This is a genomic window from Mesorhizobium sp. M0800, from assembly GCF_040320095.1.
Classification (GTDB): Bacteria; Pseudomonadota; Alphaproteobacteria; order Rhizobiales; family Rhizobiaceae; genus Mesorhizobium.
In genome coordinates this window covers 13,448-25,545 of the sequence record NZ_JAMYOZ010000027.1, presented here as the reverse complement: position 1 = coordinate 25,545, position 12,098 = coordinate 13,448, and the positions used below count along the sequence as shown (strand labels likewise).

General features: G+C 62.1%; 13 protein-coding genes. 5 read left to right on the top strand and 8 right to left on the bottom strand.

The features are described 5' to 3' along the window. Positions 1 to 11: 11 nt before the first annotated feature. The 5 genes from NKI18_RS25280 to rpmG all read left to right on the top strand — a co-directional run bounded on the left by NKI18_RS25280 (position 12) and on the right by rpmG (position 3,416). Positions 12 to 746, top strand: a complete 735-nt coding sequence (locus NKI18_RS25280; RefSeq protein ID WP_352619857.1) for an NUDIX hydrolase — start codon at positions 12 to 14, stop codon at positions 744 to 746. Between the two features lie 16 nt (positions 747 to 762). Continuing rightward, positions 763 to 1,938 (top strand): MFS transporter, encoded by a 1,176-nt coding sequence (locus tag NKI18_RS25275; RefSeq protein WP_352448698.1) that lies wholly within the window; start codon positions 763 to 765, stop codon positions 1,936 to 1,938. A gap of 110 nt (positions 1,939 to 2,048) precedes the next feature. After that, on the top strand, positions 2,049 to 2,510 hold the full coding sequence (locus NKI18_RS25270; RefSeq protein WP_352619858.1) for a YqfO family protein: 462 nt from the start codon (positions 2,049 to 2,051) through the stop codon (positions 2,508 to 2,510). Between the two features lie 51 nt (positions 2,511 to 2,561). Continuing rightward, positions 2,562 to 2,942, top strand: coding sequence for a YybH family protein (locus NKI18_RS25265; protein ID WP_352619859.1), 381 nt, complete (start codon positions 2,562 to 2,564; stop codon positions 2,940 to 2,942). A 306-nt stretch (positions 2,943 to 3,248) separates the two neighbouring features. Then, positions 3,249 to 3,416: a 50S ribosomal protein L33 gene (gene rpmG / locus NKI18_RS25260; protein ID WP_006201775.1), complete on the top strand. Its 168-nt coding sequence runs from the start codon at positions 3,249 to 3,251 to the stop codon at positions 3,414 to 3,416. Positions 3,417 to 3,484: 68 nt separating this feature from the next. Here the strand turns inward: rpmG and NKI18_RS25255 are convergent, their stop codons facing one another. The 8 genes from NKI18_RS25255 to NKI18_RS25220 all read right to left on the bottom strand — a co-directional run bounded on the left by NKI18_RS25255 (position 3,485) and on the right by NKI18_RS25220 (position 12,007). Further along, positions 3,485 to 4,552 carry an ABC transporter ATP-binding protein gene (locus NKI18_RS25255; RefSeq protein WP_352619860.1) on the bottom strand — a complete coding sequence of 356 codons (1,068 nt, stop codon included), beginning with the start codon at positions 4,550 to 4,552 and terminating at the stop codon, positions 3,485 to 3,487. Positions 4,553 to 4,556: 4 nt separating this feature from the next. Further along, positions 4,557 to 5,405, bottom strand: a complete 849-nt coding sequence (locus NKI18_RS25250; protein ID WP_352594495.1) for a carbohydrate ABC transporter permease — start codon at positions 5,403 to 5,405, stop codon at positions 4,557 to 4,559. Then, positions 5,405 to 6,328 carry a carbohydrate ABC transporter permease gene (locus NKI18_RS25245; RefSeq protein WP_352619861.1) on the bottom strand — a complete coding sequence of 308 codons (924 nt, stop codon included), beginning with the start codon at positions 6,326 to 6,328 and terminating at the stop codon, positions 5,405 to 5,407. The genes NKI18_RS25250 and NKI18_RS25245 overlap by 1 nt, the downstream gene beginning before the upstream one ends. Positions 6,329 to 6,541: 213 nt before the next feature. Continuing rightward, positions 6,542 to 7,819: an ABC transporter substrate-binding protein gene (locus tag NKI18_RS25240; protein WP_031212851.1), complete on the bottom strand. Its 1,278-nt coding sequence runs from the start codon at positions 7,817 to 7,819 to the stop codon at positions 6,542 to 6,544. A gap of 29 nt (positions 7,820 to 7,848) precedes the next feature. Beyond that, entirely contained in the window at positions 7,849 to 9,036 is a 1,188-nt protein-coding gene (locus NKI18_RS25235) for a PLP-dependent transferase (protein WP_352619862.1), read from the bottom strand. Next, the gene (locus tag NKI18_RS25230; RefSeq protein ID WP_023679986.1) at positions 9,033 to 9,767 is read right to left on the bottom strand and encodes a FadR/GntR family transcriptional regulator; all 735 of its coding nucleotides are present in this window, start codon (positions 9,765 to 9,767) and stop codon (positions 9,033 to 9,035) included. The genes NKI18_RS25235 and NKI18_RS25230 overlap by 4 nt, the downstream gene beginning before the upstream one ends. Before the next feature lie 461 nt (positions 9,768 to 10,228). Then, positions 10,229 to 11,602, bottom strand: coding sequence for a PleD family two-component system response regulator (locus NKI18_RS25225; protein WP_023679987.1), 1,374 nt, complete (start codon positions 11,600 to 11,602; stop codon positions 10,229 to 10,231). Between the two features lie 33 nt (positions 11,603 to 11,635). After that, positions 11,636 to 12,007, bottom strand: a complete 372-nt coding sequence (locus NKI18_RS25220) for a response regulator (protein ID WP_006334976.1) — start codon at positions 12,005 to 12,007, stop codon at positions 11,636 to 11,638. Positions 12,008 to 12,098: the final 91 nt, after the last annotated feature.

Below are 12,098 nucleotides of genomic sequence, written 5' to 3'. Positions count from 1 at the left end.
AGGTCGAGCGCATGGACGTTATGACCAAGGCGGAAGTCGACAAGGTTGAGCGGAACGCGCTCGAGGCCAAGCCAATACGCCCGCGCGACGCCGCGACGCTGATCCTGCTCGACCGCAAAGGCGACGAATTCCTGGTGCTGATGGGCCGGCGCCACGCCCGTCATGCCTTCATGCCGGGAAAATTCGTGTTTCCCGGCGGCCGCACCGATCCGGCCGACAGCCGCATCTCGATAGCCACCGCACTTCATCCCGAGGAAGAAGCGAGATTGACCGCTGGCATCGGTCGCACCAGCCCGGCTCGCGCCCGCGCCATTGCCTTGTCGGCAATCCGCGAAACCTATGAGGAGGCCGGCCTGCTGATCGGTCAAAAAGGCGTGTTCGCAACCGCCAGGCGCGACTGGCAGGGCTTTGTCGAGCACGGCGTCATCCCATCACTGCAAGCGCTGCGCTTCGTCGCACGCGCCATCACCCCGCCCAACCGGGTGCGCCGCTTCGATACGCGCTTTCTCGCCGCATGGCGCGACGATGTCGCCGTGCAACTGCCGGATGGCGGTCCGACCGACGAGTTGGAAGACGTCGTTTGGCTGCCGCTGGCCAAGGCCCGGCAAGTCGATATTCCAGACATCACGCGCACGGTCCTGGAGGAGCTGGAAACCCGGCTCGCCCGGGATCCGCTGCTGAGCCCCGGCGGTCCCGTGCCGTTCTACCGGCTTGTCCGCAATCGCTTCGTCCGCGAAATTCTCTAGAGCAGCCAGGCATTCCATGACAGTCGATATCCAGCCGCAGGGCAAGGAACGCGTACACTGGCTGCCGATGGTCGCGGCGATCTCGTCGATCAGCGTCGTCGGCATTGCCATCGGCCTTGGCATGCCGCTGCTCAGTGTGATCCTGGAAACGCGTGGCCATTCCGCGTCGATGATCGGTCTCAACACCGCGGTCGCCGGCCTCGCTTCGATAGCCGGCGCGCCGCTCGCCACTCCGCTTGCCATGCGGTTCGGGGTCGCCTGGACGATGCTTGCCATGATTGCGGCCGGAGCGCTGGCCTTTGTCGGTTTCCATTTCGCGCCAGCTTTCTGGATGTGGTTTCCGCTGCGCGTGCTGCTGCATATCGCGCTGACGGTGCTGTTCATCCTGTCGGAATTCTGGATCAGCACCTCGGCGCCGCCACACCGGCGCGGACTGGTCCTCGGCATCTATGCCACCGTGCTGTCTCTCGGCTTTGCCGCCGGGCCTTGGCTGTTCGCCCATCTCGGCAGCAGTGGCTTCCTGCCCTTCGGCGTTACCATCGCCTTGGTTACGCTCGCTGCCATACCGGTCCTGGCGGCACGCAACGAGAGCCCGACGATCGTCTCGGACGGCGAAACCAGCAATTTCCTGCGTTACATCTGGCTGGTGCCGACGGCGACCGCCGCCGTGCTGGTGTTCGGCGCGGTCGAGACCGGCGGCTTTGCACTGTTCCCGGTCTACGGTAGCCGCATCGGCTACTCAGAGGCGGACGCCGCCCTTTTGCTCACCATGATCGGGCTTGGCAATGTGCTGTTGCAGATCCCGATCGGCATGATCAGCGACCGCGTCAGCGACCGCCGCTATCTGCTGATGGCCTGTGCTACTGTCGGGCTTGCCGGCACGGTCTTCATGCCGTTCTTCGCGCAGAACTGGCATTTGATGGCAGCGCTTCTGTTCATCTGGGGCGGTGTGGTCGCCGCTATGTATACAATCGGTCTTGCTCACCTCGGCTCCCAGCTTTCCGGCCACGAACTGGCCTCCGCCAACGCCGCCTTCGTGCTTTGCTACGGCGTCGGCATGGTGCTTGGCCCGCAGGCAATCGGCATCGGCATGGACGCTTTCGGGCCGTCGGGCTTCGGTTGGGCGCTCGGCCTGTTCTTCGCCTGCTATATCGTGCTGGTCGGCACCAGGCTGCTCCGCAAAATCCTCTGAGTCGGTTCCGCTGCCGACATCGCTCCCACTGCTGACCAACTCCTGACACAACCATGTCAGGAGGGCTCGAGTATATGCTCCCCCAAAGTGCATTAGCAGGGAGACCTCGGATGATCGATAGTGGCTTTGAAACGAAATCGCTGCGGATGGAATTGCTGCTGCTGGTGACCTTTCAGGCACCGGCAGCCGATGTCGACCGCATCATGGAGGCGGTGGTCGCGATCGCACCGCTCGGAATGGGCAAATATGACAGCAATGCCTTTCAGTCGGCGGACGGCATCGAACGTTACCGGCCGCTTGAAGGTGCCGCCGCCGGCGCCGAGACGGAATTGCGCAGGCGGTCGGGCACTGTCGAGGTGTCGTTCGAACTGCCCGATGACCAGAAGCTCGCCGCACGCGTCGTCGAGGCGATTTATCAGGTTCACAGCTATCAGGAACCGGTGATCCGCATTCAGCCACTGCTTGCCAGCCGCTCCAAGGGTCTCGACGACCGCGCCAACCCGAACCGCTGGTGGAACACGACGGGAGACTGGAAGAAGGCGTTGCAACCGGAAACCGTCGCGGCGGAGTGACCGGAACCTGGTCGCATCTCGATTTGAATTTGTCTGTCAGGAAGCCTGCCGATGAATGACGAAGCAAACCGCAAACCGGCAAGCGATCCCCAGGACCTGGCGCGGCTATTGGTTTCTCGCGAGCAAGCGGGAGACGCGGAAGGAATGGCTGCTCTTTACGAACCCGGTGCCATCCTCGATACCGGCAACGGACAGTTGGCCTGCGGCAGAGATGCCATCCGCCGATTTTACGCCAAGTTGGTGGCAGCGGGACGAAAGTTTGATCTCGGAGATCAGCGTCCGGCTATCATCAACAGGGATTTGGCGCTCACTTCCACGCGCCTTGCCGATGGCACCGTTACTGCGGAAATCGCTCGCCGGCAAGGTGACGGGAACTGGCTTTGGGTGATCGATCAGCCGTCCATCGATACTCATAGCCAGCATTCAAACTGAGACGCCACCCGGAGGACGGCCGGAGGCACACAGGAGCCTCCCGCGGCTGTCGGCACCCAATCAAATTGTCGGGTTTTGGTAGCACATCAATGTCTGCTTCGTCCCCAGCCTCCATCGGCTGGCAATAAACCCGGACAACTCATGTGCTACCTAATCCGGACAACTCATCTGCTTACGACACAGAACCTGGACAAGGGTTGACTTTCCGGGCGCGTCCTTTATGTGTCGCGGCAAGTTTCCCGCGTCCGGGTGTTTTCCCCGTGCTCCAGCGGCCAAAACTCCACGAACATTTAACGGACGAACATCATGGCCAAAGCCGCAAACATCAAGATCAAGCTTCTGTCGACCGCCGACACCGGTTTCTTCTACGTGACCAGCAAAAACAGCCGCACCAAGACGGACAAGCTGTCGTTCCGCAAATACGACCCGGTCGCCAAGAAGCACGTCGAATTCAAGGAAACCAAGATCAAGTAATCGGGTTTTCTCTCGCAGTACCGAATCGCCGCCCTCCGGGCGGCGTTTTTCGTTTCGGGAATACAGGACTAGCCGATGCGACCGCCGCTTGCCGGATCGAACAGATGGAGCGATGCCGGATCAGCCGACAGGCGCACGGCCTCACCCGGCTTCACGCTGGCCCGGCCCATGGCAAACACGCAGACCTGCTGGCCGGCAAGCCTGGCATAGAACTGGGTGGACAGGCCGAGCGGCTCCACGACACCCACCTCGCCCTTCAGCGCGCCATTGTCGGCGAGCCGGATATGCTCGGGCCGCAAGCCGACGGTGATCGTATCGCCATCCCTGAGCGGCAGGCCGTCTGGCAGCCTCAGCTTCTGGCCGTCGGCCAGGATGGCATCCGGCTTGGCGCCCTTTTCAACCACGGCAGGCAGAAAATTCATGCCGGGCGAGCCGATGAACCCGGCGACGAACATGTTGACCGGCCGGTCGTACAGATCGAGCGGCACACCGACCTGCTGGACGAGGCCGTCATGCATGACGACGATGCGGTCGGCCATTGTCATCGCTTCGGTCTGGTCGTGGGTGACATAGACCGAAGTGGTCTTCAATTGCTGGTGCAGCGCCTTGATCTCGGCACGCATGTGAACGCGCAGCTTGGCATCGAGGTTGGAAAGCGGCTCGTCGAAGAGAAAGACCTTCGGGTCGCGCACGATGGCCCGTCCCATGGCGACGCGCTGGCGCTGGCCGCCGGACAATTGCCGCGGCAGGCGTTGCAGAAGCGCATCGAGCCCGAGCCGCTTGGCGGCACTGTCCACCCTTGCATCGATTGCCGGCTTGCCGGCCTTTCTCAGCATCAGGCTGAAGCCCATGTTCTTCGACACGTCCATGTGCGGATAGAGCGCGTAGGACTGGAATACCATGGCAATGTCGCGGTCCTTTGGCGCGATGTCGTTGACCAGGCGCTCGCCAATATGGATCTGCCCGTCGGAGACCTCCTCCAGCCCGGCGATCATGCGCAGCAGGGTCGATTTCCCGCAGCCGGACGGGCCGACCAGAACGACGAACTCGCCGTCGGCGATTTCGAGATCGACCGCGTGCAGAACGCGCACGGCTCCATAGTCTTTGCGGACTTTGTCGAGTGTAACGGAGGCCATCGATCTATCCCTTGACGGCGCCGGCGGTAAGGCCGGTGACGAGGTAGCGTTGCAGGAAGGCAAAGAAGACGCAGACCGGGATCAGCGCCAGGATGGAAGCAGCCATCATCTGTCCCCAGTCGACCGCGAATTTGCCGATATAGGTGAGCAGGCCGACCGCGAAGGTCTTCTGGTCGTCGCTGGAAATCAGCATCAGCGCAAACAGCAACTCGCTCCAGGCGGCGGTAAAGACGAAGCCGAGCGTCGCGCCCATGCCGGGTAGCGTCAGCGGCACGATCACCTTGCGCATCGCCTGCAGGCGCGTGCAGCCGTCGATCATGGCTGCCTCTTCCAGGTCTCTCGGGATGCCGTCGAAGAAAGATTGCATCAGGAAGGTCGCAAAGGCCGTATTGAACGCGGTGTAGATGATGACGAGGCCGGTCAGGCTGTTGATGAGGCCGATCTGTCCCATGATGCGGTAGATCGGCGGAATGACCATCACCAGCGGAAAAGTCTGGGTGAGCAAAAGCAGGATGGCCAGGGTCGCCTTGCCGCGGAAGGAAAATCGCGACATGGCGTAGCCGGCCAGCGTGGCAATGACCGTTACGAAGGCTGCCGTCGACACCGAAACGATAACGCTGTTCAGGAAATAGCGCGGAAAATCGGTGGCTTCGAGCACGGTGACGAAGTTCTGCAGCGTCGCTTGCGACGGCCAGAAAGTGATGCCTTCGGAATAGAGCAGCCGCTCCGGCGTAACCGAGATCTTCAACGTCCAGAAGATCGGGAACAGCGCGAAGGCCATATAGGCGGCGATGGCGCCGTAAAGGCCGATGCCGCCGAGGATGCGCGAGGAGACGGAGCGTCCGGCAATCATCAGACGTGCCTCACCAGCGAGCGGCGGATGCCTATCAGCGCAATCGCATAGACGATGAGCAGCACAAGCAGCAGCACCGCCACCGCCGAGGCATAGCCCCTATCCAGTGACTTGAACGCGCTGACATAGATATAGACCGGCACCGTGGCGGTCGAACCGGCAGGCCCGCCTTCGGTCATGACGAAGATCAGGTCGGCGAATGTGGCGATCCATATCGTGCGCAGCATGACGGTAATGACGATGGTCGGCGCCAGGAACGGCAGCGTCACCTTGGTGAAGCGCTGCCACGGCGAGGCGCCGTCGATCGCCGCCGCCTCATGCAGTTCTGACGGGATCGACTTCAACGCCGCCAAAAGCGTGATGGCAAAAAAGGGAATGCCAAACCAGACATTGGCGACGATCGGCCCCCACATGGCTGTCGAGGGATCGGAGAGCACGTTGGTTGGCTCGGCTTTCAGCCCCAAGGCGTAGAGCCAATGCGGCAGCGGCCCGATGATCGGGTTGAACAGCCAGGCCCAGGTCAGGCCCGAGAGGAAGGACGGTACCGCCCAGGGCAGGAACACCACCGCCTGCACGATCTTTCTGCCCCGGAACGGCGCGTCGAGCAGCAGCGCCAGGCCAAGCCCAAGGAAAAATTGGAAGAACAGGCTGGCTGCCGTCCACCATAGCGTGTTGACGAGCGCCTGCCCGAGCACGGGATCCGACAGCATCGCCTGATACTGCCCAAGCCCGACATATTCGGATTTGAAAGCGGAGAATTTGCGGAACGAGTAGCCGACGCCGATAACCAGCGGCACCAGGAGCACGACGACCAGCAGCGCGATCGCCGGGCTGAGATAGAGCCAGGGCTCGATCGCGGCATGGGATAGCCGCTTCTTTCGCGGCCTGCCGGCGGATCGGATTTCGGACACGGCATAGGTCATTGGTACTGGATCGTCTCCTGGGTAAGCACGGGCTGGCGACAGCGCCTTCCCCGTTTACGGGGAGATGCCGGTCCACCCTCCGCAGCTGCAGCGCAGCTGCTGTGGAGGACGGGCAGGCAGATGAGAAGCAGCGCGAGCCAAGTCGGGTTGGCGCCGCCCCTCATCCGTCACGTCGTGACACCTTCTCCCCGTGAACGGGAGAAGGAAGAAAAGCTATTTCTTGTTCTTGGCCAGCCAGTCCTGCTGTTCCTTGGTCAGGAACTTGGCCCATTCGTCAGCCACGTCCTTGGCCGCTTTCTGGCCAAGCAGCACTTCCTGAAAATTCTTGATCGCCACCTGGTCTACGAAATTGCCAAGGTTTTCCAGATGCGTCGGAGGCGTCACCATCTCGTATTTGTCGCCGTTGTTCAGTTCCTCGAACCAGCCTTTGAACTGCTCGGTCCTGAAGTGGGCGTCCTGGTCGGCGCCGTTGTGGATTGGAATGACGCCGACTTCCTTTGCCCATTCCAGATTGTCCTTGGGCGACAACAGCGTTGCCATCAGCTTCCAGGCATCGTCCTTGTGCTGGGAATTGGCGAACATCGCCCAGCCGGCATAACCGAGCGTCGGATAGGATTTGCCGCTCGGCCCGACCGGCATCGGCGCCACGGCGAAATCGTCGGCGCTCATCTTGTCGGCGATGCCGAGCAGCGCGTCGGGATCCTGGTTCAGCATGGCGCAGGTGCCGCTGTAGAAGCCGGTGACGGTCTCGTTAAAACCCCAGCTCACCGCATCTTTCGGCGCCAGGCCGTTCTTGTACATGTCGGCGAGCATCTGCAGGCCCTTGACCGAGCCTTCCTCGTTGATGGTCGAGGTGCCGTCCTCGTTGAAATAGCCGCCCTTGCCGGCGGCGATGTTCATGAACATATGCATGCCGTTGAAGGCGCCCGGGCCGCCGCGCAGGCAGTAGCCGTATTTGCCCGGTATCGCCGAGATCTTCTTGGAGTCCTCGACGAATTCATCGAGCGTCGCCGGCGGACCGTCCAAGCCGGCCTCCTTGAACAGCTTCTTGTTCCAGAACAGCGCGTTCAGGTAATAGCCGTAAGGGATCATGTACTGCTTGTTATCGACCGTCGAGCCGAACTGCTTGGCACGCTCGCCCAGCGTTTTGGCATCGTCCCATTTGGCCATGTATGGCCCGAGATCCTCGAGCTGGCCGTTGGTCGCATAGAGGCCCATCCAGCGCTCCGGCATCTCGACAATGTCAGGCGTGTCGCCGGCCTGCACCATGGTGAGGAACTTCTCGAACGCCTGGCCCCAGGGCAGCGATACCAGCTCGACCTTGACACCCGGATTGGCCGCCTCGAATTCGGCGATCTGCTTCTTGAGGAATTCGGTACGCGGCGGACTGGTGATGACCTCGACCATCTTGACCGTGGAATCGGCCAGCACGCTGCCGGCGGAAATCGCCAGACCCGCGACGGCACCAAGAAGGATGCTCAGTTTTTTCATGTTCAGCACTCCCATTTTGAACGGCTCCTTTATCTTTTTGCTCTGTCGAAGGCCTGGGCAACATCCGCCCACAGGTCTTCGACACTTTCCAATCCGACACTGAAGCGGATGGTTCGTGGGCTGACGCCGAAGCGCGCCATCGAATTCAGGCCCGGCGTCTGCTCGAGCGAGGCCTTTGCCGGAACGACCAGGCTCTCATGGCCGCCCCAGCTGACGCCGATGCGAAAGAGTTTCAGTGCATCGACGAAAGCCGGGATGTCGACGTCTTCCGTCACTTCGAACGAGAACAGCCCGGCATAGCCGGCAAGCGTCGCCTTGCCTGGATGGTTGGAATAGGCCGGGTGGTTGACCCGCTCGACATGGTCATGCGCTTTCAGCCGTTCGGCGATGGTCAGCCCGCTCTTCATGTGATGCGGCAACCGCAGCGGCAATGTGCGCAGGCCACGCAGCAACAGCCAGGCCTCGAAAGGCGAAAGTTTGCCGCCGAGATAGGAATAGGTCTGCTCGTTGATATGTCGGATATGGGGGGCCGAACCGGCCACCACACCGGCGACGGTGTCGCTGTGGCCGCCGAGATATTTCGAGGCCGAATGCAGCACCAGATCGACACCGTGCGAAATCGGCTTCTGGAACACCGGCGTAGCCCAGGAATTGTCGATCGAGGTGATGATGCCCTGCTCTTTGGCCAGCCGCGCCAGGTGGGTTATGTCCTGGAGCTCGAACATCATCGACGTCGGGCTTTCCAGGTAGAGCAGCTTGGCGCCGGGAAGTGCTGCCGCGACCGCATCCGGATCGGAACCGTCGACATAGTCGACCTTGATGTTGAGCCGTGGCAAAAGCCGTTCGAACAGCCGGTAGGCATCGCCGTAGCAATTGCGCACGACAACCATGCGCTCACCGGCACCGACGAAAGCAAGCACCGTGGCGCTGATCGCCGCCATGCCGCTGGAAAAGCCGCGCGCGGCCTCCGCGCCTTCGAGAGCGGCGACACGCGCCTCGAACTCCATGACCGTCGGGTTGTCGCCGCGCGAATAGATCGGCTGACGTCGCCTGCCGGCGAATGTGTCGGCCATCTCGGAATAGTTGGCGAAGGTGAAGAGCGAAGTCTGGTAGATCGGCGGGACCACCGCGCCGCCGGGGAAAGGCTCGTCATGGGCGAGAAGCGTCGCTGCCTCGGCGAGATAGTCGTTTTCGAAACCGGCGGGATGATCGCTCATTTCTGGCCTGAAAGTTCGAGTTTGGCCGCGCCGCGCTTCAGATCGTCCTCGACGGTGGCGATCAGCTTGAGCGCCTCGGCCCGGGCCCCCTCCGGATCGTGCGCGGCGATGCGTTCGTAGATGGTGCGGTGGTAAGGAAAGCTGGCGTGGCCGAAATCACGCACGCCGAGCGGATGCTCCCAGAAACGATGGAACAGTTCGTGCATGGCGGCGATGATCTGCTCGAACAGCGGATTGCCGGAACTGCGGTAGATCGACTGATGGAATTCCCAGTCCTCCTCCGCCGACATCCCGGCGCGGGTGTGGAAGGCCTGCTCCATAATGTCGAGCTTGCGCCCGATCTCGACGAGATCTGCCTGGCCCGCGCGGACGGCGCACAGGGCGGCGGCTTCCGCTTCCAGTGCCCGGCGGATTTCCAGCGTCTGCATCAGGCTGGTGAAATCATTGCCGCCGGCCAGCGTCAGCGGCATGTGCAGCATGTCCAGCGAGACCACTCCCTTGAGATAGGTGCCGCTGCCTTGCCGCCGTTCGACCAGGCCGAGCCCTTCCCAGCGCGTCAGCGCCTCGCGCACGGTGTTGCGGCTCACCTTGAGGCGCTCGGCAAGGATGCGTTCGGTCGGCAGTCTCTGGCCGGGCCCGAGAGCTTCCCGCATCACAAAGCCGGCCAGCGCCTTGAGCACCGCGTCGTCGCGAGCAGTTGCCTGTATGGGGGAAAGGCCGAATTCGGTCATGCCAATGGGTCACCAAATGGCTCAATGGTCCAACCAATTTCTGCATAGAAGACAGGCCCTGTCAACCGACTGCGGGCGCATACGCCCTGCCCAGTCGGCTATTTCAAAGGGCGCTGTCGCTGCCGCAACAAAAACCAAGCTTTTTCCGGGTCTTGGCGTAGACTCCTGATGTGTTTTGAAATTGGGGGCCGGCCGGCGTTTGGCAGCGGTACGAGGAGGCCACTATGTGCCAGCGCCGGCCGGCCGACCCCACGGACCCAGGAGATGCGGCGGACCTGAGCATCATGGGGTATTCTTCGGGTCGAACCGGCGATCTAGCCTCGTGCCGGTTACGTCTAAGGGCTGCACATTTGCGCAACAACTTATGGAAATCAACCGTTTCTTAACCAAGCCTCGCAAATCGCTTGGATTAAGGTAAATTCGTAACCTTGTCGCGTTGACCCGGCAATTGGTGTTCGGTGCTAAGCCGCCTTGGCGACGACGCGATTGCGGCCGCCGCTCTTGGCTTCGTAGAGCGCGAGGTCGGCGCGTTTCATCAGCGCCGAGACCGTGTCTACCCCCTTCAGCACCGACGACACGCCGACGCTGACGGTGACTTCGACGGCCTTGCCTTCGGTGCCGACGGCAAACGGCAGCTGGGCGATTTCGGCGCGAATGCGCTCGGCGACCTTTTCGGCTACCGCGCCGTCGGTGTCCGGCATCACCACGACGAACTCCTCACCGCCGAAGCGGCAGGCTAGATCGATGCCGCGCACATTCTTGCGCAGCCGCCGCGCGAATTCGCGCAGCACGTCGTCGCCGCCGTCATGGCCATGCGCGTCGTTGATGCTCTTGAAGCGGTCCAGATCGGTGATCATCACCGACAGCGGCCGGCGCCGTGCCACGGCGCGGTCGAACAGCGTCTGCAAATGGCTGTCGAGATAGCGGCGGTTGTGCAGGCCGGTCAGGGCATCGGTCACCGCCATCTCGATGGTCTGGGTGACGCTGGCGCGAAGCTGGTCGTTGTAGCGCTTGCGGCGCACCTGCGTACGCAGCCGCGCGGTCAGCTCCTGCTGGTCGATCGGCCGCATCAGATAATCGTTGATGCCGAGTTCGAGGCCGCGGATGATACGCCCCTCCTCGCCCTCGTCCGCCAGAAGGATGATCGGCAGGAAACGGGTGCGATCGAGCGAGCGCAATTGCGAGCAGAGCCTCAGAGGGTCGAAATCGGCGAAGGCCGTCGAGATCATCACGCATTCATACGGCTGCTCGGCGGCCTGGAAGAAGCCGGCATGCGGATCGTTGGCGACGTCGAGATCGGCACTGCCGCGCAGCATCTTCTGGATGCGCTCGAACGAGGATTTGCGCTCGTCGACCAGCAGCACCTTCGGCACCGCATCGTCGGCAGCGAAGTTGCGGCTCAAAAGCTCCTCGATGCCGATATTGCGTGTCGTCGAGGCGCGCAGCCGCAGCTCGTCGGTCAGCGATTTCAGCCTGACCAGGCTCTTGACGCGCGTCATCAACTGCAGATCGTTGACCGGCTTGGTCAAAAAATCGTCGGCGCCGGCCTCGAGGCCGCGCACCCGGTCCGAAACCTGGTCGAGCGCGGTGATCATCACGACAGGGATGTGCGATGTCGCCGGGTCGCCCTTCAGCCGCCGGCAGACCTCGAACCCGTCCATGTCGGGCATCATCACGTCGAGCAGCACGACGTCGACCTTGCCGTTCTCGCAGATCTCGATCGCGTCCGGCCCGTTGGTGGCGGTCAGGACCTCGAAATATTCGGCGAGCAGCCGAACCTCCAGCAGCCTGACATTTGCTGGGATGTCGTCGACGACGAGGATCCGCGCGGTCATTTCACAAAGCTCCGGCTCGGCTGGAAAGATACATCAGGCATCGCCCAGGTAGGATTTGATGGTTTCGATGAAACGCGGCACCGAGATCGGCTTGGAGATATATGCCTCGCAGCCGCCCTGGCGAATGCGCTCCTCGTCCCCCTTCATCGCGAAGGCGGTGACGGCGATGACCGGGATGACGTGAAGATCATCGTCCTCCTTCAGCCATTTGGTGACCTCGAGGCCCGACACTTCCGGCAGCTGGATGTCCATCAGGATGAGGTCCGGCCTGTGCTGCCGCGCCAGATCCAGCGCTTCCAGGCCGTTGCGTGTGCGCACCGTCTCGTAGCCGCTCGCTTCGATGAGGTCGCGAAAGAGCTTCATGTTGAGCTCGTTGTCTTCGACGATCATAACCTTCTTTGGCATCGATTTCCCGTCCCGGCTGGCCTTCCACGCGAAGGGTGCCGTCATGCGCCCCTTGTCGGCACGCACCAAACCTGTTCCCACTATACGGCAA

Coding starts and splice junctions, on each gene's coding strand:
- NKI18_RS25220 (WP_006334976.1), bottom strand. CDS start 12,007: ATGCCAAAGAAGGTTATGATCGTCGAAGACAACGAGCTCAACATGAAG.
- NKI18_RS25235 (WP_352619862.1), bottom strand. CDS start 9,036: ATGAGCGATCATCCCGCCGGTTTCGAAAACGACTATCTCGCCGAGGCA.
- NKI18_RS25270 (WP_352619858.1), top strand. CDS start 2,049: ATGATCGATAGTGGCTTTGAAACGAAATCGCTGCGGATGGAATTGCTG.
- NKI18_RS25230 (WP_023679986.1), bottom strand. CDS start 9,767: ATGACCGAATTCGGCCTTTCCCCCATACAGGCAACTGCTCGCGACGAC.
- NKI18_RS25255 (WP_352619860.1), bottom strand. CDS start 4,552: ATGGCCTCCGTTACACTCGACAAAGTCCGCAAAGACTATGGAGCCGTG.
- NKI18_RS25275 (WP_352448698.1), top strand. CDS start 763: ATGACAGTCGATATCCAGCCGCAGGGCAAGGAACGCGTACACTGGCTG.
- NKI18_RS25245 (WP_352619861.1), bottom strand. CDS start 6,328: ATGACCTATGCCGTGTCCGAAATCCGATCCGCCGGCAGGCCGCGAAAG.
- NKI18_RS25240 (WP_031212851.1), bottom strand. CDS start 7,819: ATGAAAAAACTGAGCATCCTTCTTGGTGCCGTCGCGGGTCTGGCGATT.
- NKI18_RS25250 (WP_352594495.1), bottom strand. CDS start 5,405: ATGATTGCCGGACGCTCCGTCTCCTCGCGCATCCTCGGCGGCATCGGC.
- NKI18_RS25265 (WP_352619859.1), top strand. CDS start 2,562: ATGAATGACGAAGCAAACCGCAAACCGGCAAGCGATCCCCAGGACCTG.
- NKI18_RS25225 (WP_023679987.1), bottom strand. CDS start 11,602: ATGACCGCGCGGATCCTCGTCGTCGACGACATCCCAGCAAATGTCAGG.
- NKI18_RS25280 (WP_352619857.1), top strand. CDS start 12: ATGGACGTTATGACCAAGGCGGAAGTCGACAAGGTTGAGCGGAACGCG.
- rpmG (WP_006201775.1), top strand. CDS start 3,249: ATGGCCAAAGCCGCAAACATCAAGATCAAGCTTCTGTCGACCGCCGAC.